The 25,592-nt window shown below is 62.8% G+C and carries 34 protein-coding genes; 31 read left to right on the forward strand and 3 right to left on the reverse strand.

Features of this window, described 5'->3' with window-relative positions:
• From rplB to EN853_RS04520, 30 genes are all read left to right on the forward strand, one after another.
• A complete protein-coding gene (gene rplB, locus EN853_RS04375) occupies positions 1-834 on the forward strand; it encodes a 50S ribosomal protein L2 (protein ID WP_040970375.1) in 834 nt (277 codons plus the stop codon).
• Between the two features lie 16 nt (positions 835-850).
• The gene (rpsS, locus tag EN853_RS04380) at positions 851-1,129 is read left to right on the forward strand and encodes a 30S ribosomal protein S19 (protein WP_006205463.1); all 279 of its coding nucleotides are present in this window, start codon (positions 851-853) and stop codon (positions 1,127-1,129) included.
• 2 nt (positions 1,130-1,131) lie between these two features.
• Positions 1,132-1,521, forward strand: coding sequence for a 50S ribosomal protein L22 (rplV, locus tag EN853_RS04385; protein WP_006205462.1), 390 nt, complete (start codon positions 1,132-1,134; stop codon positions 1,519-1,521).
• Positions 1,521-2,243, forward strand: a complete 723-nt coding sequence (rpsC, locus tag EN853_RS04390) for a 30S ribosomal protein S3 (RefSeq protein WP_126084115.1) — start codon at positions 1,521-1,523, stop codon at positions 2,241-2,243. Before rplV ends, rpsC begins: the two co-directional genes overlap by 1 nt.
• A 27-nt stretch (positions 2,244-2,270) precedes the next feature.
• A complete protein-coding gene (rplP, locus tag EN853_RS04395; protein WP_095765511.1) occupies positions 2,271-2,684 on the forward strand; it encodes a 50S ribosomal protein L16 in 414 nt (137 codons plus the stop codon).
• Positions 2,685-2,698: 14 nt separating this feature from the next.
• Positions 2,699-2,899: a 50S ribosomal protein L29 gene (gene rpmC / locus EN853_RS04400; RefSeq protein WP_095807484.1), complete on the forward strand. Its 201-nt coding sequence runs from the start codon at positions 2,699-2,701 to the stop codon at positions 2,897-2,899.
• Positions 2,900-2,903: 4 nt separating this feature from the next.
• Positions 2,904-3,143: a 30S ribosomal protein S17 gene (gene rpsQ, locus EN853_RS04405; protein WP_027170362.1), complete on the forward strand. Its 240-nt coding sequence runs from the start codon at positions 2,904-2,906 to the stop codon at positions 3,141-3,143.
• A 72-nt stretch (positions 3,144-3,215) separates the two neighbouring features.
• Positions 3,216-3,584: a 50S ribosomal protein L14 gene (gene rplN / locus EN853_RS04410; protein ID WP_006205457.1), complete on the forward strand. Its 369-nt coding sequence runs from the start codon at positions 3,216-3,218 to the stop codon at positions 3,582-3,584.
• Positions 3,585-3,596: 12 nt separating this feature from the next.
• Positions 3,597-3,911 carry a 50S ribosomal protein L24 gene (rplX, locus tag EN853_RS04415; protein ID WP_127858218.1) on the forward strand — a complete coding sequence of 105 codons (315 nt, stop codon included), beginning with the start codon at positions 3,597-3,599 and terminating at the stop codon, positions 3,909-3,911.
• Positions 3,904-4,482, forward strand: coding sequence for a 50S ribosomal protein L5 (rplE, locus tag EN853_RS04420; protein WP_095815056.1), 579 nt, complete (start codon positions 3,904-3,906; stop codon positions 4,480-4,482). The genes rplX and rplE overlap by 8 nt, the downstream gene beginning before the upstream one ends.
• Before the next feature lie 26 nt (positions 4,483-4,508).
• Positions 4,509-4,814, forward strand: coding sequence for a 30S ribosomal protein S14 (gene rpsN, locus EN853_RS04425; RefSeq protein ID WP_095777623.1), 306 nt, complete (start codon positions 4,509-4,511; stop codon positions 4,812-4,814).
• 12 nt (positions 4,815-4,826) lie between these two features.
• Positions 4,827-5,225 (forward strand): 30S ribosomal protein S8, encoded by a 399-nt coding sequence (gene rpsH / locus EN853_RS04430; RefSeq protein WP_042642201.1) that lies wholly within the window; start codon positions 4,827-4,829, stop codon positions 5,223-5,225.
• 90 nt (positions 5,226-5,315) lie between these two features.
• Entirely contained in the window at positions 5,316-5,849 is a 534-nt protein-coding gene (rplF, locus tag EN853_RS04435; RefSeq protein WP_127858217.1) for a 50S ribosomal protein L6, read from the forward strand.
• Positions 5,850-5,987: 138 nt separating this feature from the next.
• Positions 5,988-6,350, forward strand: a complete 363-nt coding sequence (rplR, locus tag EN853_RS04440) for a 50S ribosomal protein L18 (protein ID WP_127858216.1) — start codon at positions 5,988-5,990, stop codon at positions 6,348-6,350.
• 79 nt (positions 6,351-6,429) lie between these two features.
• On the forward strand, positions 6,430-6,999 hold the full coding sequence (gene rpsE, locus EN853_RS04445) for a 30S ribosomal protein S5 (RefSeq protein WP_095807478.1): 570 nt from the start codon (positions 6,430-6,432) through the stop codon (positions 6,997-6,999).
• Between the two features lie 25 nt (positions 7,000-7,024).
• Positions 7,025-7,222, forward strand: coding sequence for a 50S ribosomal protein L30 (gene rpmD, locus EN853_RS04450; protein ID WP_127858215.1), 198 nt, complete (start codon positions 7,025-7,027; stop codon positions 7,220-7,222).
• Between the two features lie 23 nt (positions 7,223-7,245).
• Entirely contained in the window at positions 7,246-7,719 is a 474-nt protein-coding gene (gene rplO, locus EN853_RS04455; protein ID WP_126094104.1) for a 50S ribosomal protein L15, read from the forward strand.
• A 192-nt stretch (positions 7,720-7,911) separates the two neighbouring features.
• Positions 7,912-9,252, forward strand: coding sequence for a preprotein translocase subunit SecY (secY, locus tag EN853_RS04460; protein ID WP_127858214.1), 1,341 nt, complete (start codon positions 7,912-7,914; stop codon positions 9,250-9,252).
• Positions 9,249-9,839 carry an adenylate kinase gene (locus EN853_RS04465; protein WP_127858213.1) on the forward strand — a complete coding sequence of 197 codons (591 nt, stop codon included), beginning with the start codon at positions 9,249-9,251 and terminating at the stop codon, positions 9,837-9,839. The genes secY and EN853_RS04465 overlap by 4 nt, the downstream gene beginning before the upstream one ends.
• A 207-nt stretch (positions 9,840-10,046) precedes the next feature.
• A complete protein-coding gene (gene rpsM / locus EN853_RS04470; RefSeq protein ID WP_027170351.1) occupies positions 10,047-10,415 on the forward strand; it encodes a 30S ribosomal protein S13 in 369 nt (122 codons plus the stop codon).
• Between the two features lie 159 nt (positions 10,416-10,574).
• Complete coding sequence (gene rpsK / locus EN853_RS04475; protein ID WP_006205444.1) at positions 10,575-10,964, forward strand: 30S ribosomal protein S11; 390 nt, start codon at positions 10,575-10,577, stop codon at positions 10,962-10,964.
• Between the two features lie 99 nt (positions 10,965-11,063).
• On the forward strand, positions 11,064-12,074 hold the full coding sequence (locus EN853_RS04480; RefSeq protein WP_059188661.1) for a DNA-directed RNA polymerase subunit alpha: 1,011 nt from the start codon (positions 11,064-11,066) through the stop codon (positions 12,072-12,074).
• Between the two features lie 104 nt (positions 12,075-12,178).
• Positions 12,179-12,610 carry a 50S ribosomal protein L17 gene (gene rplQ, locus EN853_RS04485; RefSeq protein WP_127858212.1) on the forward strand — a complete coding sequence of 144 codons (432 nt, stop codon included), beginning with the start codon at positions 12,179-12,181 and terminating at the stop codon, positions 12,608-12,610.
• Between the two features lie 193 nt (positions 12,611-12,803).
• Positions 12,804-14,297: a DegQ family serine endoprotease gene (locus tag EN853_RS04490; RefSeq protein ID WP_127858211.1), complete on the forward strand. Its 1,494-nt coding sequence runs from the start codon at positions 12,804-12,806 to the stop codon at positions 14,295-14,297.
• Positions 14,298-14,344: 47 nt separating this feature from the next.
• Entirely contained in the window at positions 14,345-15,652 is a 1,308-nt protein-coding gene (locus EN853_RS04495) for a replication-associated recombination protein A (RefSeq protein ID WP_127858210.1), read from the forward strand.
• A 154-nt stretch (positions 15,653-15,806) separates the two neighbouring features.
• Positions 15,807-16,637 carry an aspartyl/asparaginyl beta-hydroxylase domain-containing protein gene (locus EN853_RS04500; protein ID WP_127858209.1) on the forward strand — a complete coding sequence of 277 codons (831 nt, stop codon included), beginning with the start codon at positions 15,807-15,809 and terminating at the stop codon, positions 16,635-16,637.
• A gap of 130 nt (positions 16,638-16,767) precedes the next feature.
• Positions 16,768-17,748 carry an RluA family pseudouridine synthase gene (locus EN853_RS04505; protein ID WP_127858208.1) on the forward strand — a complete coding sequence of 327 codons (981 nt, stop codon included), beginning with the start codon at positions 16,768-16,770 and terminating at the stop codon, positions 17,746-17,748.
• Positions 17,749-17,795: 47 nt separating this feature from the next.
• Complete coding sequence (locus EN853_RS04510) at positions 17,796-18,671, forward strand: DMT family transporter (protein WP_167524384.1); 876 nt, start codon at positions 17,796-17,798, stop codon at positions 18,669-18,671.
• A gap of 10 nt (positions 18,672-18,681) precedes the next feature.
• Positions 18,682-19,473, forward strand: a complete 792-nt coding sequence (locus EN853_RS04515; protein WP_127858206.1) for an ATP12 family chaperone protein — start codon at positions 18,682-18,684, stop codon at positions 19,471-19,473.
• Between the two features lie 356 nt (positions 19,474-19,829).
• On the forward strand, positions 19,830-21,719 hold the full coding sequence (locus EN853_RS04520) for an MFS transporter (protein WP_127858205.1): 1,890 nt from the start codon (positions 19,830-19,832) through the stop codon (positions 21,717-21,719).
• 80 nt (positions 21,720-21,799) lie between these two features.
• Here EN853_RS04520 and EN853_RS04525 read toward each other — a convergent pair whose 3' ends face one another.
• Positions 21,800-21,994, reverse strand: coding sequence for a DUF2735 domain-containing protein (locus EN853_RS04525; protein WP_127858204.1), 195 nt, complete (start codon positions 21,992-21,994; stop codon positions 21,800-21,802).
• A 311-nt stretch (positions 21,995-22,305) separates the two neighbouring features.
• Between EN853_RS04525 and EN853_RS04530 the strand changes: the two genes are divergently transcribed.
• Positions 22,306-23,343, forward strand: coding sequence for a glutamine synthetase beta-grasp domain-containing protein (locus EN853_RS04530; RefSeq protein ID WP_127858203.1), 1,038 nt, complete (start codon positions 22,306-22,308; stop codon positions 23,341-23,343).
• 257 nt (positions 23,344-23,600) lie between these two features.
• On the opposite strand, the gene glnA is transcribed toward EN853_RS04530, so the two are convergent.
• Both glnA and EN853_RS04540 read right to left on the reverse strand, forming a co-directional pair.
• Positions 23,601-25,010 (reverse strand): type I glutamate--ammonia ligase, encoded by a 1,410-nt coding sequence (glnA, locus tag EN853_RS04535; RefSeq protein WP_127858202.1) that lies wholly within the window; start codon positions 25,008-25,010, stop codon positions 23,601-23,603.
• A 59-nt stretch (positions 25,011-25,069) separates the two neighbouring features.
• Complete coding sequence (locus EN853_RS04540) at positions 25,070-25,408, reverse strand: P-II family nitrogen regulator (RefSeq protein WP_006205430.1); 339 nt, start codon at positions 25,406-25,408, stop codon at positions 25,070-25,072.
• Positions 25,409-25,592 lie beyond the last annotated feature (184 nt).

Here is a 25,592-nt window from a genome sequence, read left to right on the forward strand (position 1 = left end):
ATGGCACTCAAGAAATTCAACCCGGTAACGCCGAGCACCCGCCAGCTGGTCATCGTCGACCGCTCGGGCCTCTATAAGGGCAAGCCCGTCAAGGGCCTGACCGAAGGCCTGACCAAGTCGGGCGGCCGCAACAATTACGGCCGCATCACGGCCCGCTTCATCGGCGGCGGTCACAAGCGTTCGTACCGCATCATCGACTTCAAGCGTAAGAAGTACGATGTCGTCGGCACGGTGGAACGTATCGAATACGATCCGAACCGCACCGCCTTCATCGCGCTGATCAAGTATGACGACGGCGAGCTGTCCTACATCCTGGCGCCGCAGCGTCTTGCTGCCGGCGACAAGATCGTGGCCGGCGAAGCGGTCGACGTGAAGCCGGGCAACGCGATGCCGCTGGCCTCGATGCCGGTCGGCACGATCGTTCACAACATCGAGCTGAAGCCGGGCAAGGGCGGCCAGGTCGCCCGTTCGGCTGGCGGCTACGCCCAGCTCGTCGGCCGCGACCAGGGCATGGCGATCCTGCGCCTGAACTCGGGCGAGCAGCGCGTCGTGCACGGCTCCTGCATGGCCACCGTCGGCGCCGTGTCGAACCCCGACCACGGCAACATCAACGACGGCAAGGCCGGCCGCACGGTATGGCGCGGCAAGCGCCCGCACAACCGCGGCGTGGCCATGAACCCGGTCGATCATCCGCACGGCGGCGGCGAAGGCCGCACCTCGGGTGGCCGTCATCCGGTTTCGCCCTGGGGCAAGCCGACCAAGGGCAAGAAGACGCGGTCCAACAAGGCGACCGACAAGTTCATCGTGCGCTCGCGCCATCAGCGCAAGAGCTAAGAAGAGGTAACGCCAAGTGACTCGTTCGATTTGGAAAGGCCCCTTCATCGACGGCTACCTTCTCAAGAAGGTGGACAAGGTTCGTGAAGGCGGTCGCAATGAGGTGATCAAGATGTGGAGCCGCCGCTCCACCATCCTGCCGCAGTTCGTCGGCTTCACCTTCGGTGTCTACAACGGCCAGAAGCATGTTCCCGTCTCCGTGAACGAGGACATGGTCGGTCACAAGTTCGGTGAATTCGCTCCGACCCGGACCTACTACGGTCATGGCGCGGATAAGAAGGCGAAGAGGAAATAATCATGGGCAAGGCCAAAGCTCCGCGCAGGCTTGCTGACAACGAAGCGCGCGCCGTTCTGCGCACGATCCGTATCAGCCCGCAGAAGCTGAACCTGGTTGCCGCGCTGATCCGCGGCAAGAAGGTCGCGACAGCGCTTTCCGACCTCGAATTCTCGGCCAAGCGGATTTCCGGCACGGTCAAGAAGACGCTGGAGTCGGCGATCGCCAACGCGGAAAACAACCACGACCTCGACGTCGACGCGCTGATCGTGGCGGAAGCCTATGTCGGCAAGTCGATTGTTATGAAGCGGTTCCACGCTCGTGGCCGTGGTCGCGCCAGCCGTATCGAGAAGCCGTTCTCGCACCTCACGATCGTTGTTCGTGAAGTCGAGGAAAAAGGGGAGGCCGCATAATGGGCCAGAAAGTCAATCCGATCGGGCTGCGTCTCGGCATCAACCGCACCTGGGATTCGCGCTGGTTCGCGAACACCGGCGAGTACGGCCAGCTGCTGCACGAGGACATCAAGATCCGCAAGTATCTTGAGAAGGAACTCAAGCAGGCCGCGATCTCCAAGGTCGTGATCGAGCGTCCGCACAAGAAGTGCCGCGTCACCATCCATGCCGCGCGCCCGGGCCTGATCATCGGCAAGAAGGGCGCCGACATCGAGAAGCTTCGCAAGAAGCTGATGGAGATGACGAAGTCCGAGACGCACCTCAACATCGTCGAGGTGCGCAAGCCGGAAATCGACGCCACGCTGATCGCCCAGTCGATCGCCCAGCAGCTCGAGCGCCGCATCGCGTTCCGCCGCGCCATGAAGCGTGCCGTTCAGTCGGCCATGCGTCTCGGCGCCGAAGGCATCCGCATCAACTGCTCCGGCCGTCTCGGCGGCGCCGAAATCGCGCGCATGGAGTGGTACCGCGAGGGCCGCGTGCCGCTGCACACGCTACGCGCCGACGTCGACTACGGCGTTGCCGAAGCGAACACGGCCTACGGCATCTGCGGCGTCAAGGTGTGGGTGTTCAAGGGCGAGATCCTCGAGCATGACCCGATGGCCTCCGAGCGTCGCGCCACCGAGGGCGATCATGCAGGCGCCGCTGGCGAGCGCGAGCGCGGTCGTCGTCGCGAGAACGCCTGAGACATTTGAGAATTTGGAGTTAGAACGATGCTGCAGCCAAAGCGCACAAAGTTCCGCAAGCAGTTCAAGGGCCGTATCCACGGTGCCGCCAAGGGCGGCACCAATCTGGATTTCGGCGGTTTCGGGCTGAAGGCGCTTGAGCCGAACCGCGTCACCGCGCGCGAGATCGAGGCGGCCCGCCGCGCGATCACCCGCGAGATGAAGCGCGCCGGCCGCGTCTGGATCCGGGTGTTCCCGGATCTGCCGGTCACCTCGAAGCCGACCGAAGTGCGCATGGGTAAGGGCAAGGGTGCCGTCGACTACTGGGCGGCGCGCGTCAAGCCTGGCCGCATCATGTTCGAGATCGACGGCGTCAGCGAGGAGACCGCGCGTGAGGCGCTGCGTCTCGGCGCCGCCAAGCTCTCGGTCAAGACGCGCTTCGTACAGCGCATCGCAGAATAAGGACGGGCTGAACCATGAAAGCCGAAGACATCCGGACCAAGACCCAGGATCAGCTGACCGACGACCTGGCCAGCCTGAAGAAGGAGCAGTTCAACCTGCGCTTCCAGAAGGCCACCGGTCAGCTCGAGAAGACCGCGCGCGTGAAGCAGGTCCGCAGGGACATCGCGCGCATCAAGACCATCGCCGCGGAAAAAGCCGCGGCCAAGAAGGGTTAAGACCATGCCAAAGCGCATTCTGCAGGGCACCGTCGTCAGCGACAAGAACGAGAAGACGGTCGTCGTCAAGGTCGAACGGCGCTTCACGCACCCCGTGATGAAGAAGACCGTGCGCATGACCAAGAAGTACAAGGCGCACGACGAGAACAACGCCCACAAGGTCGGCGACCAGGTGTTCATCCAGGAATCGAAGCCGATTTCCAAGGACAAGCGCTGGATCGTCGTCACTTCGGACCAGGCGTAAACAAACGAATTTTGGACAGACCGGGGAGGGGTGAAGAACCCGTCCCGTTAGAAAAGAAGAAGGCGGCCAGTCATGATTCAGATGCAAACAAACCTCGACGTCGCGGACAATTCCGGCGCTCGTCGTGTCATGTGCATCAAGGTGCTGGGCGGCTCGAAGCGGAAGTATGCCTCCGTCGGCGACATCATCGTGGTGTCGATCAAGGAAGCCATCCCGCGCGGCCGCGTTAAGAAGGGCGATGTGATGAAGGCGGTCGTGGTTCGCACGGCCAAGGACATCCGCCGTCCGGACGGCAGCGTGATCCGTTTCGACAAGAACGCGGCCGTTCTCGTCGACAACAAGAAAGAGCCGATCGGCACGCGTATCTTCGGGCCGGTTCCGCGCGAGCTTCGCGCCAAGAACCACATGAAGATCATCTCGCTCGCGCCTGAAGTGCTGTAAGGAGCCGGACCAATGCAGAAGATCAGAAAAGGCGACAAGGTTGTCGTGCTTGCCGGCAAGGACAAGGGCCGTTCGGGCGAAGTCCTGTCGGTGCAGCCGAAGGAAGACACCGCGCTCGTGCGCGGCGTGAACCTCATTCGCCGTCACCAGAAGCAGACCCAGTCCCAAGAGGGCGGGATCATCACCAAGGAAGCGCCGATCCACCTGTCGAACATCGCGCTGGCCGACCCCAAGGACGGCAAGCCGACCCGCGTCGGCTTCGTCATCCAGAAGGACGGCAAGAAGGTGCGCGTCGCCAAGCGCTCGGGAGAAGTCATCAATGGCTAAGGCTGAAACCAAGCAGGCGGCTGCCAAGAACGAGCCGCGCCTCAAGAAGGTCTACAACGAGACCATCCGCAAGGCGCTGCAGGAGCAGTTCGGCTACGACAACGACATGCAGGTTCCGCGCCTGGACAAGATCGTGCTGAACATGGGTGTCGGCGAGGCGACCGGCGATTCGAAGAAGCCTTCGGTCGCGGCCGAGGATCTCGCGCTGATCGCCGGCCAGAAGGCCGTCGTCACCCGCGCCCGCAACTCGATCGCGGGCTTCAAGGTGCGCGAGAACATGCCGATCGGCGCCAAGGTCACGCTGCGCAAGGAGCGCATGTACGAGTTCCTCGATCGCCTCGTGAACATCGCGCTGCCGCGCGTTCGCGACTTTCGCGGACTGAACCCGAAGAGCTTTGACGGCCGTGGCAACTACGCCATGGGCATCAAGGAGCACATCGTGTTCCCGGAGATCAACTACGACAAGGTTGATCAGGTCTGGGGCATGGACGTCATCGTTTGTACGACGGCGAAGACGGACGACGAGGCGAGAGCACTGCTCAAGGCCTTCAACTTCCCCTTCCGCCAGTAACGGCAGCGAAAAAGGAAAAATCTGAAATGGCAAAGACCAGCTCAGTCGAGAAGAACAACCGGCGCCGCAAGCTTGCCGGTCAGTATGCCGCCAAGCGCAAGGCGCTCAAGGAAATCGTCATGGATCAGTCCAAGCCGATGGAAGAGCGTTTCCGCGCCCAGTTGAAGCTTTCGGCGCTGCCGCGCAACTCGGCGAAGATCCGCATCCGCAACCGCTGCGAAGTTACCGGCCGTCCGCGCGCCTACTATCGCAAGCTCAAGCTTTCGCGTATCGCGCTCCGCGATCTGGGCAACAATGGCCAGATCCCGGGCCTGGTCAAGTCGAGCTGGTAAGGAGACACTGAGATGTCATTGAGCGATCCTCTCGGCGATATGCTGACCCGCATCCGCAACGCCTATGGCCGCAAGAAGTCGAGCGTCTCGACCCCGGCCTCGCGTCTGCGCGCCCGCGTCCTCGAAGTGCTGAAGTCGGAAGGCTATATCCGCGACTACAGCCAGACCGACTTCGAGAACGGCAAGTCGGAAATCGAGATCGAGCTGAAGTATTTCGACGGCGCTCCTGTCGTGCGCGAGATCGAGCGCGTCTCGAAGCCTGGCCGCCGCGTCTATGTCTCGGCCAAGTCGATCCCGCAGGTCGCCAATGGCCTCGGCATCGCCATCCTTTCGACGCCGAAGGGCGTGATGGCCGATCACGAGGCGCGTGAGCAGAATGTCGGCGGCGAGATCCTCTGCCAGATCTTCTGATCCGGCACGAGATTGATGAATGGGCTCCGGTTCTCGGGATCGCGCCCGGGAACTGGAACCTGAAACGAAAGAAGTGACGAGGACAACAAAATGTCTCGTATCGGAAAGAAACCCGTTTCGCTGCCGCAGGGCGTGACCGCGACCGTCAACGGCCAGACCGTGACGGCGAAGGGCCCCAAGGGCGAGCTGAAGTTCGTGGTGAACGACGAAGTGCTGGTCAAGATGGAAGGCGCCGAGATCTCGGTCGAGCCGCGCGACCAGACCAAGAACGCCCGCGCCAAGTGGGGCATGTCGCGCACGCAGATCGTCAACATCCTCCAGGGTGTGAAGGACGGCTTCGAGAAGAAGCTCGAGATCACCGGCGTCGGCTATCGTGCTGCCTTGCAGGGCAAGAACCTGCAGCTCGCGCTCGGCTTCAGCCATGACGTGGTCTATGAGACGCCGCAGGGCATCACGATCTCGGTGCCAAAGCCGACCGAAATCACGGTCTCCGGCATCGACAAGCAGCAGGTCGGCCAGGTCGCGGCAGAGATCCGCGAGTATCGCGGTCCCGAACCCTACAAGGGCAAGGGCGTGCGTTATGCCGACGAGCGGATCGTCCGCAAGGAAGGCAAGAAGAAGTAATAGGCTTGGCCCCGAAAAGTTGCAGACTTTTCGGAAAAGGCCAAGCCCGAGAAGTGCAACGCCGCGGGGCGCGACCGCGGGAGGCGTGGCCTACCGCACAGGGTTGCCCCCGTTTTCTGAAGGCAAGGAACAGACACCATGGCTAGTCCCAAAGAAATCACTCAGCGCCGCGCGCAGCGCGTGCGCCGTCAGCTCAAGAAAGTCGCCGGCGAGCGTCCGCGTCTCTCGGTGCACCGCACCTCGAAGCACATCTACGTCCAGGTTATCGACGATGCGAATGGCCACACGCTAGCCGCCGCCTCGACCCTGGAGAAAGACCTCAAGGGTTCGCTCAAGACCGGCGCCGACACCGCTGCCGCCGCTGCTGTCGGCAAGCTGATTGCCGAGCGCGCTTCGAAGGCTGGCGTCAAGGAAGTCGTCTTCGACCGTGGTGCCTATATCTATCACGGCCGCGTCAAGGCACTGGCCGAGGCTGCTCGCGAAGGCGGTCTGAGCTTCTGATTTTTTCACCGCCGGCGACCCATAAGAGGCGCCGGCATTTCAGCAACCCGTGCTTCCGGAAAAGAACAAGGACTAGGATATGGCACAGGAACGTAGGGAAGGCGGCCGCGGCCGCGAGCGTGAACGCGAAGAGCGTGACGACGGCATGGTGGACAAGCTTGTCCACATCAACCGCGTCGCCAAGGTGGTGAAGGGCGGCCGTCGTTTCGGCTTTGCAGCCCTCGTCGTCGTCGGCGACCAGAAGGGCCGCGTCGGCTTCGGCCACGGCAAGGCGCGCGAAGTGCCGGAAGCGATCCGCAAGGCGACCGAATCGGCCAAGCGCGACATGATCTTCGTGCCGCTGCGCTCGGGCCGCACGCTGCACCACGACGTCGAGGGCCGTTGGGGCGCCGGACGTGTGCTGCTGCGCGCCGCCAAGCAGGGTACCGGCATCATCGCGGGTGGCCCGATGCGCGCCGTCTTCGAGACGCTCGGCATGCATGACGTGGTCGCCAAGTCGATGGGTTCGTCGAACCCGTACAACATGGTTCGCGCCACCTTCGACGCGCTGAAGAGCCAGATGCATCCGAAGGATGTGGCTGCCGCGCGCGGCATCAAGTATTCGACCCTTCAGGCTCGCCGCGGCACCGCCGTTGCGACTGAAGAATAGTCGGCTCTGACCAGGGATTTCGACCATGGCCAAGAAAGCTACCAAGACCATCACCGTCGAGCAGGTCGGTTCGCCGATCCGCCGGCCGAAGGAGCAGCACGCGACGCTGGTCGGCCTCGGCCTGAACAAGATGCACAAGCGGCGCACGCTGGAAGATACCCCTTCCGTGCGCGGCATGATCGCTGCCGTCCAGCACCTCGTCCGCGTCGTGGACGAGGGCTGAACTGAAAGCGCAGGAGAGATAAGATGAAACTCAACGATCTGCGTGACAAGGACGGCGCCACGCATTCCAGGAAGCGCCTCGGTCGCGGCATCGGCTCCGGCTCGGGCAAGACCGCCGGTCGCGGCGTCAAGGGCCAGAAGGCGCGCTCGGGCGTCGCCATCAACGGCTTCGAGGGCGGCCAGATGCCGCTCTACCGGCGCCTGCCGAAGCGCGGCTTCAACAACCTGTTCGGCAAGAGCTTCACCGTCGTGTCGCTCGCCCGCATCCAGGCCGCTGTCGATGCCAAGAAGCTCGACGCCAAGGCGACCGTGACGGCCGAGGCCCTGATCGCCGCCGGCGTCATCCGCCGCGCCAAGGACGGTGTGCGCGTGCTCTCCGACGGCGAGCTCAAGGCCAAGCTCTCCTTCGACGTCGCCGGCGCCTCCAAGGCGGCGATCGAGAAGATCGAGAAGGCCGGCGGTTCGGTGAAGCTGCCGGAAGCGGCCGCCGCCGAGTAACGGCGATTTGAAGCGCAGGCCGGCGGGAATGATTTCGTTTTTGCCGGCGTTCCGCGTTTCGATCTGATCAATTAGGCGGCCGCGTCAACGCGGCCGCTTGCATGTTTACGGTCCGGAGCTTATCTCGTGAGCTTCGGTGACACGCGCCGCCTGAACTGCGGGCATCGAGCGTGACCTAGCGGAGAATCAGGCATGGCTTCGGCTGCTGAACAACTAGCCTCCAATCTCAATTTTGCGGCCTTCGCCAAGGCCGAGGATTTGAAGAAGCGCATCTGGTTCACCATCGGCGCGCTGCTCGTCTATCGCCTCGGCACCTATATCCCGCTTCCCGGCATCAATCCCGACGCCTACGCCCAGGCCTTCTCCTCGCAGAGCAAGGGCGTGCTCGGCATGTTCAACATGTTTGCCGGCGGCGCCGTGCAGCGCATGGCGATCTTTGCGCTCGGCATCATGCCCTACATCTCCGCCTCCATCATCATGCAGCTGATGACCTCGGTCATCCCGTCGCTGGAATCGCTGAAGAAGGAAGGCGAGCAGGGCCGCAAGATCATCAACCAGTACACGCGCTACGGCACCGTGCTGCTTGCGCTGGTACAGGCCTACGGCATTTCGATCGGCCTTGAGGGCGGCAACGGCATCGTCAACGATCCGGGCATGTTCTTCCGCATCTCGACCGTCGTCACTCTGGTCGGCGGCACCATGTTCCTGATGTGGCTCGGCGAGCAGATCACCGCGCGCGGCATCGGCAACGGCATTTCGCTGATCATCTTCTCGGGCATCGTCGCCGGCCTGCCGCGCGCCATTTCCGGCACGCTGGAACTCGGCCGCACGGGCGCGCTGTCCACGAGCGTGATTCTCGCGATCATCGTTCTCGCCGTCGTCGTCATCGCCGTCATCGTGTTCTTCGAACGCGCGCAGCGCCGCTTGCTCATCCAATATCCGAAGCGGCAGGTCGGCAACCGCATGTTCCAGGGCGACACCTCGCATCTGCCGCTGAAGCTCAACACCTCGGGCGTCATCCCGCCGATCTTCGCGTCCTCGCTACTGCTTCTGCCGGCAACGGTCGCCGGCTTCTCGCAGACGACCAACCTGCCGGCCTGGGCAAGCATGGTGCTGGCCTCCCTCGGTCACGGCCAGCCGCTCTACATGGCGTTCTACGCGGCGATGATCATCTTCTTCGCCTTCTTCTACACTGCGATCGTCTTCAACCCGAAGGACACGGCCGACCAGCTCAAGAAGCATTCCGGCTTCATTCCTGGCTATCGGCCGGGCGAGCGGACCGCCGACTATATCGACTATGTTCTGACGCGTATCACCGTCATCGGCGCCATCTACCTAGTGCTGGTGTGTCTTTTGCCTGAGTTCCTGATTTCAGCGACTGGCGTACCTTTCTACCTCGGTGGCACATCGCTTCTGATCGTGGTCAGTGTCACGCTCGACACGGTGGCGCAGATTCAGGGTCACCTGATCGCGCACCAGTATGAGGGCCTGATCAAGAAGTCGAAGTTGCGCGGGGGGAAGAGGAGCAGATGAGGCTGATATTGCTTGGGCCGCCAGGAGCGGGCAAGGGGACGCAAGCACAGAGACTGGTAGACAAACACGGCATACCCCAGCTTTCGACGGGTGACATGCTGCGTGCCGCCGTCCAGGCCGGGACCGAAGTCGGCAAGCGGGCCAAGGCGGTGATGGATGCCGGCGAGCTGGTGTCCGACGCGATCGTCAACGCGATCGTCGCCGAGCGAATCGATCAGCCCGATTGCGCCAGAGGTTTCATCCTCGACGGATATCCGCGCACGCTGGTGCAGGCCGATGCCGTGGAAGCAATGCTTGCCGAGCGTGACATTGCGCTGGACTGCGTCATCGAGCTCGTCGTCGACGACAAGGCTCTGGTCGGGCGCATCGTCAAGCGGGCCGAGGAGGCCAAGGCCGCAGGCCAGCCGGTGCGCAAGGACGACAATCCGGCGGTTTTCGAAGAACGCCTGCGCGAATATTACAAGAAGACGGCGCCGCTGACCGGCTATTATTACGCCAAGGGCAGGCTGAAGACGGTCGACGGCATGGCCAGCATCGACGCGGTGACCGCGGAGATCGAGGGCGTGCTCGCGGCGACGGCGAAGTAGGCCGTTCCGACAAGTAGAAATTGCGCTTGACTGCAGGGAGCCGTTGGGGTATGGCGGCCCGTCTTCCTGTCAGGCATGGACTTTGCTTGCCCGCAAGGGCAAGGCAACCGCTTTGAACCAGGAAACTCCCGCAAGGGCCGGCCTCCACCGGACGCGGGGCAACTTAGATAGCGCCGGCGTGTCCGGCCCATATGGAGATGAGAAGAAATGGCTCGTATAGCCGGCGTCAACATTCCGACCAACAAGCGCGTCGTCATCGCGCTTCAGTACATTCACGGCATCGGCAAGAAGTTTGCCCAGGAGATCGTCGACAAGGTCGGCATCCCGGCAGACCGCCGCGTCAACCAGCTGACCGACGCGGAAGTGCTGCAGATCCGCGAGACGATCGACCGCGACTATCAGGTCGAAGGCGACCTGCGCCGCGAAGTCTCGATGAACATCAAGCGGCTTATGGACCTCGGCTGCTACCGCGGCCTGCGTCACCGCCGCTCGCTGCCGGTCCGTGGCCAGCGCACGCATACCAATGCGCGCACCCGCAAGGGCCCGGCCAAGGCGATCGCCGGCAAGAAGAAGTAATTTGGGGGAATACGGGAGTAGGGGAGTAAGGCAGTAGGGAATGGTCCGAGAACCGGACGGCTTGTTTCCCTACTCCCTTACTTCCCTATTCCCCTACTCCCTTACCAAGGTGGAGCCGCTGGCATTACGGCGGTGTAGAGATCAACTGAAAGGACTACCATGGCCAAGGAAGCCGCTCGTGTTCGCCGCCGCGAACGCAAGAACATCTCGTCGGGCGTTGCCCACGTCAATTCGACCTTCAACAACACGATGATCACCATCACCGACGCGCAGGGCAATTCGATTGCCTGGTCGTCGGCCGGTGCCCAGGGCTTCAAGGGTTCGCGCAAGTCGACCCCGTTTGCCGCCCAGATGGCTGCCGAGGACGTCGCCAAGAAGGCCCAGGAGCACGGCATGCGCATGCTCGAGGTCGAGGTCTGCGGACCCGGCTCCGGCCGCGAATCGGCGCTGCGCGCCCTGCAGGCCGCCGGCTTCACCATCACCTCGATCCGTGATGTGACGCCGATCCCGCACAATGGCTGCCGCCCGCGCAAGAAGCGCCGCGTCTAATATTTTTGAACACCGCGTGAGCGCCGAGGCGCTCCTCCGCGGCAATTCCAGGCTGCCCGCCACGATTGGATGGTGGCGGGTCAAAGGAAGGAAGACACCATGATCCAGAAAAACTGGCAGGAACTGATCAAGCCGAACAAGATCGAGTTCTCGTCGAAGAAGAAGACGCTGACCACGCTCGTGGCCGAGCCGCTCGAACGCGGCTTCGGCCTCACCCTCGGCAATGCGCTGCGGCGCGTGCTCCTGTCTTCGCTGCGCGGCGCGGCCGTCACCGCCGTGCAGATCGACGGCGTGCTGCATGAATTCTCGTCCATCGCCGGCGTGCGCGAGGACGTGACCGACATCGTCCTCAACATCAAGGAAATCGCCATCCGCATGGAAGGCGATGGTCCCAAGCGCATGGTCGTGCGCAAGCAGGGCCCGGGCGCCGTGCTCGCCGGCGACATCCAGACCGTCGGCGACGTCGAGATCCTCAACCCCGACCACGTCATCTGCACGCTGGACGAGGGTGCCGAGATCCGCATGGAGTTCACCGTCGACACCGGCAAGGGCTATGTGCCGGCCGAGCGTAACCGCGCCGAGGACGCGCCGATCGGCCTGATCCCGGTCGACAGCCTCTACTCGCCGGTCAAGAAGGTCTCCTACAAGGTCGAGAACACCCGTGAGGGCCAGGTTCTCGACTATGACAAGCTGACCATGACCATCGAGACCGACGGTTCGATCTCGGGCGAGGACGCGGTGGCTTTCGCCGCCCGCATCCTGCAGGACCAGCTCAGCCTGTTCGTCAACTTCGACGAGCCGCAGAAGGAAGTCGCCACCGAGGCCGTCACCGAGCTCGCCTTCAACCCGGCGCTGCTCAAGAAGGTCGACGAGCTCGAGCTTTCGGTGCGTTCGGCCAACTGCCTGAAGAACGACAACATCGTCTATATTGGCGACCTGATCCAGAAGACCGAAGCCGAGATGCTGCGCACCCCGAACTTCGGCCGCAAGTCGCTGAACGAGATCAAGGAAGTGCTGGCGGCGATGGGCTTGCACCTCGGCATGGAAGTGCCGGACTGGCCGCCGGAAAACATCGAAGACCTCGCAAAACGTTACGAAGACCAATATTGAGCATGAATTCCAAGGATCGGCGGCGCGAGCCGTTCGATCCGACGGTCATGCGGAAAACCATCAGAGGCCGTGGCCTCTTGAACAACTGAAGAAGGAAAAGAGCCATGCGCCACGGTTTCAAAGGCCGTCGCTTCGCCCGCAGCGTAAGCCACCGCAAGTCGATGTTCGCCAACCTCGCCGTGTCTCTGATCGAGCACGAGCAGATCGTCACCACCCTGCCTAAGGCGAAGGACCTGCGTCCGATCGTCGAGAAGCTGGTCACGCTCGGCAAGCGCGGCGACCTGCACGCCCGTCGTCAGGTCATCGCCCAGATCGGCAACGAGCCGGTCGTGAAGCGCCTGTTCGACACGATTGCGCCGCGTTACGCGCAGCGCAACGGTGGCTATCTGCGCATCATGAAGGCGGGCTTCCGCAAAGGCGACAATGCCGCGATGGCGGTCATCGAGTTCGTCGATCGCGACACCTCGGCCAAGGGCGCCGCCGACCGCGCGCGCCTCGAGGCGGAAGGCGTCAACGAGGAAGCCGCGGCCGCCTGAGGCCTCGGTTTTCCACGAATGAGTTCAAGGGGCCTTCGGGCCCCTTTTTGCATTTTGGAGAGGCGACGCTCGGGCAAGACGTTTTTGCCTGCCAAGCTTCATGGTTTCGCGCGACAATCGTCGCATTTCCGTGCATTGGCCTTTCATTCTGCACAATCGTCGGGACAATGGCGCCTGATCTGGAGGATTCGGAATGCACCTCAAACGGCTGTTTCTCATTGCAGTTTGCGCGCTCGCCGCTTTTGCCGCGGGGCCGGGCGTGCGACTGGCATTGGCCGAGGACGCAGCCAAGCCCGCAGACCCCGGCCTTTCCGATGTGCTGACCGATCTGCTGCACGGCGTCGAAGGCGAGAATTCCACCTCAGGGCCGGACAAGCGCGTGCCTTTCGGCCGCGAGGAGGTGCAGCTTTCCTTCGCACCGCTGGTCAAGCAGACGGCGCCCGCGGTGGTCAACGTCTATGCCTCGCAGACCGCCAAGGTCACCTCGCCCTTCGAAGGCGATCCCTTCTTCGAGGAATTCTTCGGCCGCGCGCGGCCGCGCGCGCAGTCTTCGCTCGGCTCCGGTGTGCTGGTCGATCCAAGCGGCGTCATCGTCACCAACTACCATGTCATCAAGGACGCCGACGAGGTGAAGGTCGCGACCGCCGACGGGCGCGAATTCGCCTCGAAGGTCATGCTCAAGGACGAGACGCTCGATCTCGCCGTGCTCAAGATCTCGGCCGACAAGCCGTTCCCGGTGATCGCCATCGGCGATTCGGACGCGCTCGAGGTCGGCGATCTGGTGCTCGCCATCGGCAATCCGTTCGGCGTCGGCCAGACCACCACCAGCGGCATCGTTTCAGCGCTTGCGCGCAGCCATATCGGCGTCTCCGACTCCGGCTACTTCATCCAGACCGATGCCGCCATCAACCCCGGCAATTCCGGCGGCGCGCTGATCAACATGGGCGGCCAGTTGGTCGGCATCAACACGGCGATCTACAGCCGCAGCGGCGGCTCGATCGGCATCGGCTTCGCTATTCCCGCGAACATGGTTCGCGCCTTCGCCGACGCCGCCAAGGCCGGGCTCGACTTCTTCGAGCGGCCCTATATCGGCGCCGAGTTCGAGGCGGTGACACCGCAGATCGCCGAATCGCTCGGCATGGAAAAGCCGACCGGCGCGCTGGTCTCGTCGGTCGACGCTGCGGGCCCTGCCGGCAAGGTGGGATTGAAGCCCGGCGACGTCGTCCTGTCGCTCAACAACACGCCAGTCGAAAGCATCGAGGCGCTGGACTACCGCATGGCAACGCTGTCCATCGGCACCAAGGCGACCTTCGCCATCTTAAGCAAGGGCCAGCAGGCGACACTGGAAATCCCGCTGGAGCGGGCCCCGGAAGGCGCCAAGGCCGCGGAAGTAATTTTGCATGGCCGCAGCCCGTTCTCGGGCGCCAAGGTGGCGGAACTGTCGCCGCGCCTTGCCCAGCGGCTTGGCCTGCGTACCGATCTCAAGGGTGTCACCGTGGTCGACATCAACCGCGATTCGCCCGCCGCCGATTTCGGCTTCCAGCCGGGCGACATCGTGCGCGAGGTCAACGGCACGGCTATCGACACGGCAACGACGCTGGCACAGATTGCCCAGCAAGACACCCGCTGGTGGCGCTTTACCGTCGAACGCGGCGGGCAGACACTACGCCAGGTGTTGCGTTATTGAGGCGCTCTTCCCATCTCTGAGGATCGCGCTCCAACCAAAAGACAAGCATGGCCGATCTGTTCAGTTCCGGTGAACCAGAGAAAGCGCCGCCCGGCCGGCCGCTGGCCGACCGGCTGCGCCCGAAGAACCTCGGTGAAGTCGTCGGCCAAGAACATCTGACCGGCCCTGACGGCGCGCTGACGCGGCTGATCGAATCCGGCTCGCTCGGCTCGATGATCTTCTGGGGGCCGCCCGGCACCGGCAAGACGACGGTGGCGCGGCTGCTGGCCGGCGAGACCAATCTTGCCTTCGAGCAGATATCGGCGGTGTTTTCCGGTGTCGCCGACCTCAAGAAAGTGTTCGAGGCGGCGAAGCTCAGGCGCTCCAACGGCCGCCAGACGCTGCTCTTCGTCGACGAGATCCATCGCTTCAACCGCGCCCAGCAGGATGGTTTTCTGCCGGTGATGGAAGACGGAACGGTCGTGCTGGTCGGCGCCACCACCGAGAATCCGTCCTTCGAACTGAACGCAGCGCTTCTCTCCCGTGCGCGCGTGCTGGTGTTCCGCTCGCTGGGCGAGGAGAGCATCGCCAAGCTTTTGGCGCGCGCCGAAGAAGCCGAGGGGAGGGCGCTGCCGCTCGACGGCGAGGCGCGCGCCATGCTGATCCGCATGAGCGACGGCGACGGCCGCGCCTCGCTGACGCTGGCCGAGGAAGTCTGGCGCGCCGCCAAGCCCGGCGAGGTGTTCGGGCCGGAGGGCCTGCAGCGCGTCATCCAGCGCCGCGCGCCGATCTACGACAAGGGCCAGGATGGCCATTACAATCTGATCTCGGCGCTCCATAAATCGGTGCGCGGTTCGGACCCGGATGCCGCGCTCTACTATCTCGCCCGCATGTTCGATGCCGGCGAGGATCCGCTCTATCTCGGCCGCCGGCTGGTGCGCATGGCGGTGGAGGACATCGGTCTTGCCGATCCGCAGGCGCTGGTCGTCGCCAATGCCGCCAAGGATGCCTATGACTATCTGGGCTCGCCCGAGGGCGAGCTCGCCTTCGCTGAGGCCGCCGTCTATCTCGCCACCGCGCCCAAGTCGAACGCCGTCTACACGGCCTTCAAGGCGGCGACGCAAGCGGCCAAGGAATTCGGCTCGCTGCTGCCGCCCAAGCACATCCTCAACGCGCCGACCAAGCTGATGAAGGAGGAGGACTACGGCGCCGGCTACCGCTATGACCATGACGAGCCGGATGCCTTCTCAGGCCAGGACTATTTCCCGGAAAAGATGGGCCGGCACACTTTCTACGATCCGCCGGAACGCGGCTTTGAGCGCGATATCCGAAAGCGGCTGGAGTACTGGGCAAAGCTGCGTAAAGAACGGGGATAGCGGCGTGGCACGCGCAATGCTTGTGCAATCGTGATCATACCTACTGTGACCCAGATTGTGCAGCAATACGAAAAATCCTATTAAGGCGCACGGCTGGCGGGGGTCGCCGTGATTTGGCTCATGCGAACAGGATCGCGCTTTCGCGCGAAATACTATGACAAAGCAAACCCGTAAGACCCTTCGTCAGGCTGCGATCGCAGTCCCGCTTCTCGCGCTCGGTTTTTACTTCATCCCGATCCTGACGACGATCTGGATCGTCTGCGGCCTCATCGACGTGCTGCGCAATACCAACAAGGATCTGTCGTTGTTGCGCGGCTACTTCCTCGGCAACGGCATCTTCACCTGGCTGCTGTCGCCCTTCAATCTGTTGGTCGACCTGCTTTGCTACCGGAACCCGGGCGTGTGGAAGCTGGAGCAGTTTCCCGCCGACTATCAGCGCGAGGTCAACGAGGTTCTCGACGTCTTCAAGGCTCGCAAGGACGAGATCATCGCCGATATCGACGCCAATTTCGGCACCGGCCGGCGCGGCATGTATGTCTATCAGTGGTATGGCAAGCACAAGATCGACAACGTCGCGGAATTCAACAAGGACTTCAAATACATCAAGACCATCGCGGTCTCGGTCTTCAGGGGCAGGGAATCGACTTCCTGGCATTTCGGGCCGCTGCGGCTCAGCCTGCGCATCCTCTACAACCTGTTGCCGGTGAAGGCCGAGATTTTCGTCGAGTGCAATAACGCCAGGAACTACTGGCACGACAATCCGCTCTACATTTTCGACGACACGCTGCTGCACCGTTCGGTCAACGAGTATGACGGGCGACGCTATTGCGTGTTCATGGACATCATCCGTCCATCGCCATTCCCCGGCCTTATCGCCGGCCTTCTCGCCATCGTCTCGGTGAGCGTCGAGCGCATCAATTCCATGTTCTACAAGAACTGGAAGATGATCGGCTCATCCAAGGCCAAGAAGGCCGCCGCCAACTGACAGCATCCGGCGGTGCCTGCGGTGCCGGATGTACCCCTTGGCGCGATCTTTGTTCTTTGTTTGGGTCTTTGGCTCGCAACCTGCCCGCCTTAGTGCTATGGCGCCGCTTTCGAACGGATAACGCATAGCCATGGCAGGTGTTGAACAAATCACGGTGGAGGCCGGCGAGGCGGGCATGCGACTCGACCGCTGGATCAAGGTCCACTTCCCGGGCCTCGGGTTCGGCCATCTGCAGAAGCTGTTGCGCTCCGGCCAGATCCGCATCGATGGCGGCAGGGTGAAGGCCGACACGCGGGTCGAGCCCGGGCAGACCGTGCGCATTCCGCCGCTCGATGTCGACAAGAAGGGCGATGCCCCGCTTACCGGCCATTCGATCCGCAACCAGGGCGACGCAGACGTGCTCGCCAAGATGCTCTTGCACGAGGACGCAAAAGTCTTCGTCTTCAACAAGCCGGCGGGGCTGGCGGTGCAGGGCGGTTCGGGCGTCACGCGCAATGTCGACGACATGCTGGAGGCCTGGCGCAACCAGAAGGGCGAGAAGCCGCGTCTCGTCCACCGCCTCGACCGCGACACCTCAGGCGTGCTGGTGGTTGCCCGCACGCGCCTGGCGGCGATGAAGCTGTCGGAAGCGTTCCGGGCGCGCGAGACGAAGAAGACCTACTGGGCGCTGGTCAAGGGCGTGCCGCCGAAGCGCGAGGACAAGATCTCAACCTGGCTGATCAAGGAGCAAACGCCAGACGGCGACCGCGTGCGTATCGCCAAGCATGGCGAGAAAGGCGCCGACCATGCCGTGTCCTACTACCGCATCGTTGAGCAGGCGGCGCAGTCGCTATCCTGGCTGGAGATGGAGCCCTATACCGGCCGCACTCACCAGCTTCGCGTCCATGCCGCCCATCTCGGCTGCCCGATCATCGGCGACCCCAAATATTTCGAGGCCGACACCAACTGGGAGTTTCCTGGCGGCATCCAGAACCGCCTGCATCTCCATGCGCGCCGCATCGTCATCCCGCATCCCGACCAGGGCGTGATCGATGTCACCGCGCCGATGCCGCCGCATATGCGTCAGAGCTGGAACCTGCTCGGCTTCGACGAGCAAAGCGCGGAGGATTAGGATTGAGCGGCGCCGTCGACACGCTCGACCGCCGCGATGCGGTCGACATGACGGCGGCCGCCATCATGGTCGGGCTGACGTTGTCCTGGGGGCTGAACTATGTCGCCGCCAAGGTTTCCTATGCCGGCTACGATCCCGTCTTCGTCTCGATCGCGCGCTCTATCCTCGGCGGGTTTTGCGTGCTCGGCTGGTGCCGGCTGCGCGGCATCAGGGTGTTCGAACGCGACGGGACGCTTGCGGCGGGCACTGTCGTGGGCGCGCTTTTCGGCGTCGAGTTCCTGTTTCTCTACGTCGGGTTGGAATACACGACCGTCGCCCGCAACACGCTGCTGGTCAACACCATGCCGTTCTGGGTGCTGATCGGCGGCCATTTCCTGCTCGGCGAGCGCATCACTGCGCGCAAGCTCGCCGGCCTCGTGCTAGCCTTCTGCGGGCTCGTGGCCGTGTTTTCCGACGGCATCGGCGCCGGCAGCGGCGCGACGGTTACAGGTGATCTGCTCAGCCTGGGCGCCGGTATCCTGTGGGCGTTGACCAGCATCTTCATCAAGCGGTCGAAACTGGTCGCGACCAGCGCCGAGAGGCTCCTGCTCTATCAACTCGCGGGCGCCGCCGTCGTTGGTGCCTTGGTGATGCCGCTCGCCGGCCCGCCGATCCGCGAAATTGCAGCCTTGCCGACATTGGCTTTGCTGTTCCAGTCTTTCTATATCGTCGCCTTCACCTATGTTTTGTGGTTCTGGCTGCTGACGCGATACCCGGCGGCAGGCCTGTCGAGCTTCGCTTTCCTGTCGCCGGTGTTTGGCGTGCTGTGCGGCGCGGTGTTGTTGGGCGAGCCGCTGACGGTCAGGAGTTTCCTGGCGCTCGGCTTGATCGCCGCCGGGCTGATCATCGTCAACCGGCCGGCGCGCAAGCAGGTTCCAGCGTAGGGAGTACGACATGCGCGACATCCTCAACGACCTCGAAGCTGGAAAGCAGCTTTCCGATCCCGATCCGGTGCGACGCGCCCAGATCCAGATGAAGACGCCGCTGCCGAAGCGCTTCTACAAGGCGGTTACGGTCATGCCGGTCGAAGGTGGTTTTGCCGTCCATCTCGACGGCAGGCCGGTCCGCACGCCGGGAAAGGCGCTGCTGGCGCTGCCGACTGAACGAGGGGCAACCCTTGTGGCTGACGAGTTTTCCGCGCAAGGCGAGGTCATTGATCCCGTCACCATGCCGGTCTTGCGCCTTGCCAACACGGCCATCGACGGCGTCGCCAGCGAACCGCAAGCGGTGCTGGAGGACATCCTGCGCTTTGCTTCGTCCGATCTGCTCTGCTACCGCGCCGACGGTCCGCAAGGGCTGGTCGACCGGCAGAACAGGCTCTGGGACCCCGTCCTCGATTGGGCGAGGAGCAGCCTTGGCGCGCGCTTCAATCTCGCCGAGGGCGTCATCCATGTCGAGCAGCCGCGCGAGGCGATCGCCGTCCTTGGCGCGCATCTCGGTCAGCGCAACGAGCCGCTGCGGCTGGCCGCCATCCACGTCATGACGTCGCTGACCGGATCCGCGCTGCTGGCGCTTGCCGTCGATTTCGGTGAGATCGACGGCGAGGAAGCATGGCTTGCCGCCCATGTCGATGAAGACTGGCAGATCGAGCATTGGGGCCAGGATGCCGAAGCGGTCGCGCGCCGCTCGGCGCGCAAACGCGACATGATGGCGGCCGTCGCCCTGCTCGAAGCGCTGAAGGCCTAAAGCAATTCCAGGAAAAGTGCGTAGCGGTTTTCCGTCCGGAATTGCGACGAAACAAAAGAGCAATTCCAGGAAAAGTGCGTAGCGGTTTTCCGTACGGAATTGCGACGTGCAAAAACAGCAATTCCAGGAAAAGTGCGTAGCGGCTTCCGGCCGGCATCGCGTGAGGCAAGCCTGCCGCTCCGCTTTCGCATTGCACCTAATACGAAAGTCATAATCCCATCGTCGCGCTGCCTTTCGTGGGCGCTTTCTGCCATTTTTCCCGTCGTTGGGCTGCGTTTTGAGTCCGCGTTTGGAGAAATTGCGGACGGTGGCGCGCAGCCGTCGAGGACAGACGGGATCCACGGGAGGATATATCTATGGCAATGGCTTCGACCGCCGGCAGAACCAGCCGCGGCATGACGCGGGAGGAAAAGAAGGTCATCTTCGCCTCCTCGCTCGGCACCGTTTTCGAATGGTACGATTTCTATCTCTACGGCTCGCTCGCCGCCTTCATCGGTGCGACCTTCTTCAGCCCGACCATCCCCGAGGCGACGCGCAACATCTTCGCGCTGCTGGCTTTTGCCGCCGGCTTCCTCGTGCGCCCGTTCGGCGCGCTGGTGTTCGGCCGCCTCGGCGATCTCGTCGGCCGCAAATACACCTTCCTCGTCACCATGACGATCATGGGCCTGTCGACCTTCCTGGTCGGCCTGCTGCCCGGCTATGCCAGTTGGGGCATCGCGGCGCCGGTGATCCTGATCGGGCTCCGCATGCTGCAGGGCCTGGCGCTGGGCGGCGAATATGGCGGTGCCGCGACCTATGTCGCCGAGCATGCGCCGAATGACCGCCGCGGCTATTACACCTCCTGGATCCAGACGACGGCGACGCTCGGCCTGTTCTTGTCGCTGATCGTCATCCTGATCGTCCAAAGTTCGCTCAGCAAGGAAACCTACGCTTCCTGGGGTTGGCGCATTCCCTTCATCGTCTCCTTCCTGCTGCTTGCCGTTTCGGTCTGGATTCGGCTGTCGCTCTCGGAATCGCCGACGTTCCAGCGCATGAAGGAGGAGGGCAAGGGCTCCAAGGCGCCGCTGTCGGAAGCCTTCGGCCAGTGGAAGAACGCCAAGATCGCGCTTTTGGCGCTGCTCGGCCTCACCGCCGGTCAGGCCGTGATCTGGTACAACGGCCAGTTCTACGCGCTGTTCTTCCTCACCAACGTGCTGAAGGTCGACGCGCAGTCGGTCAACATCATGATCGCCATCGCGCTTGCCATCGGCTCGATCTTCTTCGTCGTGTTCGGCTGGCTGTCCGACAAGATCGGCCGCAAGCCGATCATCATGGCCGGCCTGGCCATGGGCATCGTCTGCACCTTCCCGCTGTTCAAGGCGCTGACCTGGGCCGCCAATCCGGCTTTGGCCACCGCCCAGCAGAACACGCGTGCGACGGTGACTGCGGCGCCTGGCGACTGCAGGTTCCAGTTCAACCCGGTCGGCACGGCCAAGTTCACGACATCCTGCGATATCGCGACCTCGTTCCTGACCAAGAACTCGGTGCCTTACGACGTCGTGACGACGGCAGCACCTGGCACGGCGGCAACGGTCAAGATCGGCAACGAGACGGTAGACTCCTATGATGCCGTCGCCGCCGGCGATCAGGCCAAGGCCAAGGAGGCCGTCTTCCAGAAGGCCGTCAACATGTCCTTGCAGGACAGCGGCTACCCGCTGAAGCGCGCCGCGGCCAAGGTGCCGGACCAGAAGCTCGACGCCTTCGTCGCAGCCAATCCCGAGTTGAAGCTCGACGCCGCAGCCATCCGCGGCGGCGAGAAGACGACGGTTCCGGCCGACAAGGCGGTTACCGACAAGCTGCTGACCAAGGATGAGGCCGCCGGCGCGACCGAGATCACCGTCTACGCCATCCCAGGCGGCGGCCCCTTCGCCATGTTCGCGGATCCGGCTGCCATCAACTGGCCGATGACCATCGGTATCCTGTTCATCCTGGTGGTGTTCGTGACCATGGTCTACGGCCCGATCGCCGCGATCCTGGTCGAGATGTTCCCGACCCGCATCCGCTACACCGGCATGTCGCTGCCCTACCATATCGGCAATGGCTGGTTCGGCGGTCTGCTGCCGGCAACGGTGTTTGCGCTGAGCGCCTACAAGGGCGACATCTACTACGGCCTCTGGTACCCGGTGGTGATCGCCGCGATGTCGCTGATCATCGGCATGATCTTCGTGAGGGATACGCTCGGCACCGACTTGCACGCGAAGGACTGACCATCGGCCTTTCCAACAACAGAAAGCCCGGCGCGAGCGATCGCGCCGGGCTTTTTCGTATTGGAGACCGGAGGTGCGCGTCAGCTCTTGCGCTGCTGGTTCTCTTCCTCGATCGCCGCCTCATGGTACCAGCCGTCGAAATCGGCGTGCGTATTGCGCAACGAGGCAAGCTCTGCCGCGAATTTCGCCTTTGCGCCTAAATTTGAGGCAGATGTCCGGCCTGCAAGCGGGAACATCAGAATTTTAGCCGTGGGACGGGTGGAGACGATCTCCATTGCCGGTCTCCTTTCTTCTTCAGGAGCTTTTCGATTCACCTTTCCGACAATGTAGGTTCTGCGATTCATTTAGGCAATATGCTCACAAAAAGATCAGTATTTGCCTAGTATTTATGCATATTGCAGTTCTGATCGATCTCGGCGCAGCGGTGAGACGGCTCAGCAAATTCCGCGCGGTCTCTTGACCATTTTGCCGCACCCACTGGTTCCCGAGTGGCACACGAATTGCATTTTAACGGTTCGGCAGGCCGGCTCGACCCGGCCATGCGTCGCCACCGTTTGGCGGTGATCAAGCAACGAGAGGCTCTAGAATGACCAAATACAAGCTCGAGTATATCTGGCTCGACGGATACGTCCCGACCCCCAGCCTGCGCGGCAAGACCCAGATCAAGGAATTTGCCGAGTTTCCGACGCTCGAGCAGCTGCCGCTGTGGGGCTTCGACGGCTCCTCCACGAACCAGGCCGAAGGCCACAGCTCCGATTGCGTGCTGAAGCCTGTTGCCGTGTACCCGGATCCGGCCCGGACCAACGGCGTGCTGGTGCTTTGCGAAGTGATGATGCCGGATGGTGTGACGCCGCATGTGTCCAACAAGCGCGCCACCATCCTGGACGACGAAGGCGCCTGGTTCGGCTTCGAGCAGGAATATTTCTTCTACAAGGACGGCCGTCCGCTCGGCTTCCCCGAAACCGGCTATCCGGCCCCGCAGGGCCCTTATTACACCGGCGTCGGCTACAAGAATGTCGGCTCGGTCGCGCGCCAGATCGTCGAGGAGCATCTCGATCAGTGCCTGGCCGCCGGCATCAACCATGAAGGCATCAACGCTGAAGTGGCGAAGGGCCAGTGGGAATTCCAGATCTTCGGCAAGGGCTCCAAGAAGGCCGCTGACCAGATGTGGATGGCCCGCTACCTGCTGCAGCGCCTGACCGAGAAGTACGGCATCGACATCGAGTTCCACTGCAAGCCGCTCGGCGACACCGACTGGAACGGCTCGGGCATGCACTGCAACTTCTCGACCGCTTACATGCGCGAAGTTGGCGGCAAGGCCTATTTCGAGGCGCTGATGGCGCAGTTCGACAAGAACCTGATGGACCACATCGCCGTCTACGGCCCGGACAACGACAAGCGTCTGACCGGCAAGCACGAGACCGCGCCGTGGAACAAGTTCTCCTACGGCGTCGCCGATCGCGGCGCTTCGATCCGCGTTCCGCACTCCTTCGTCAAGAACGACTACAAGGGCTATCTGGAAGATCGCCGCCCGAACTCGCAGGGCGACCCCTACCAGATCGCTTCGCAGGTTCTGAAGACGATCTCGCAGGTCCCGACCGCGGCCGTTTCGGCAGCCGCCTGATCTCTCTCGGCGCGGACCTCTGGTCTCGCGCCGCGAAAGAAAACGACAAGGCCCCGGCGCAAAACGCCGGGGCCTTTTTTGATCGCCGATGGGGCAGACCAGCCGTCACCGTTCGTCGGCAGGGCACCCACATTACCAATTCATACGGTAGATCGAAGGTGCGGTTACGGCCGCGAGCGACCGGGATGCATCCGAGCAATGAAAAAGCCCTTGGAGGGTTCTCCTCCAAGGGCTGAACTTTCTATTCGATCAGAGCGTTAGACCGAGTAGTACATGTCGTACTCGACCGGATGCGGGGTCATTTCGAAGCGCATGACTTCCGCCATCTTCAGCTCGATGTAGGAGTCGATCTGGTCGTCGTCGAAGACGCCGCCGGCCTTCAGGAAGCCGCGATCCTTGTCGAGGCTCTGCAGCGCTTCGCGCAGCGAGCCACAGACGGTCGGAATCTTCTTCAACTCCTTCGGCGGAAGGTCGTAGAGATCCTTGTCCATCGGCTGTCCGGGATGGATCTTGTTCTTGATGCCGTCGAGGCCGGCCATCAGCATGGCGGCGAAGCCGAGGTAGGGGTTCGCGCCCGGATCGGGGAAGCGGACCTCGACGCGCTTCGACTTCGGCGACGAGCCGAACGGAATGCGGCAGGAGGCCGAGCGGTTGCGCGCCGAATAGGCGAGCAGCACCGGCGCCTCGTAACCCGGCACCAGGCGCTTGTAGGAGTTGGTGAGCGGGTTGGTGAAGGCGTTGATCGCCTTGGCGTGCTTGATGATGCCGCCGATATAGTAGAGGCAGGTTTCCGACAGGCCGGCATATTCGTTGCCGGCGAAGGTCGGCTTGCCGCCCTTCCAGATCGACTGGTGGACGTGCATGCCCGAGCCGTTGTCGCCGAACACCGGCTTCGGCATGAAGGTGGCCGTCTTGCCATAGGCGTTGGCGACCTGGTGCACGACATACTTGTAGATCAGCATCTTGTCGGCGTTGCGTACCAGCGTGTCGAACTTGATGCCGAGCTCGTGCTGGGCGGCGGCGACCTCGTGGTGATGCTTTTCGACGCGCACGCCCATCTCGGCGAGCACGGTCAGCATTTCGGAACGCATGTCCTGGCAGGAATCGACCGGCGGCACAGGGAAATAGCCGCCTTTGGTGCGCGGACGGTGGCCGAGGTTGCCGGTCTCGTAGTCGGTGTCGTCGTTGGACGGCAGTTCGGTCGAGTCCAGGCGGAAGCCGGTGTTATAGGGATCGGCCTTGTACTTGACGTCGTCGAACACGAAGAACTCGGCTTCCGGACCGACATAGATCGTGTCGCCGATGCCCTCCGACTTCATATAGGCCTCGGCCTTCTTGGCTGTGCCGCGCGGGTCGCGGTTGTAGGCCTCGCCCGAAATCGGATCGAGGATGTCGCACAGGATGACCATGGTCGACTGGGCGAAGAACGGGTCCATATGGACGGTGTCGGTATCCGGCATCAGCACCATGTCGGACTCGTTGATCGCCTTCCAGCCGGCGATCGAGGAGCCGTCGAACATCACGCCGTCGGCGAACATGTCTTCCTCGACCTCGACGACATCCATCGTCACATGCTGCAGCTTGCCTCGCGGATCGGTGAAACGCAGGTCAACGAACTTCACGTCGTTGTCCTTGATCTGCTTCATGATGTCTTTGGCTGTCGTCATGTCATGTATCCCTGTGTGATGACGTTTTTTGATGATGACGGTTCAGAAGATCGAGGACGTCAGACAGCATCCATGCCGGTTTCGCCGGTGCGGATGCGCACGACTTCCTCGATGTTGGAGACGAAGATCTTGCCGTCGCCGATGCGGCCGGTCTGCGCCGCCTTGCGGATGGCTTCGATGGCGCCTTCGACGGCATCGTCGCCCAGCACCACCTCGATCTTCACCTTGGGCAGGAAGTCGACGACATATTCAGCGCCCCGATAGAGCTCGGTGTGGCCCTTCTGCCGGCCAAAACCCTTGGCTTCGGTGACGGTGATGCCCTGCAGTCCGGCCTCCTGAAGCGCTTCCTTCACTTCGTCCAGCTTGAATGGCTTGATGATCGCTTCGATCTTTTTCATGTAGAAAATGGCCTCCACTGCCAAAGAGACGGGTTGTGTACCCCGCTTGCGCCTCCATCAAGCACGAAGCGTGCCAATTCCCGGAGGTTGGAGACGGTATCGGGCGATTCAAATGCCATGCCGCGCCCGGATGCAAATTCGCGTCATCCGTTGCATTGGATGCGTCATCGACGCCCAAAGCCTA

Source organism: Mesorhizobium sp. M1C.F.Ca.ET.210.01.1.1, from assembly GCF_004791585.1.
Lineage (GTDB): Bacteria > Pseudomonadota > Alphaproteobacteria > Rhizobiales > Rhizobiaceae > Mesorhizobium.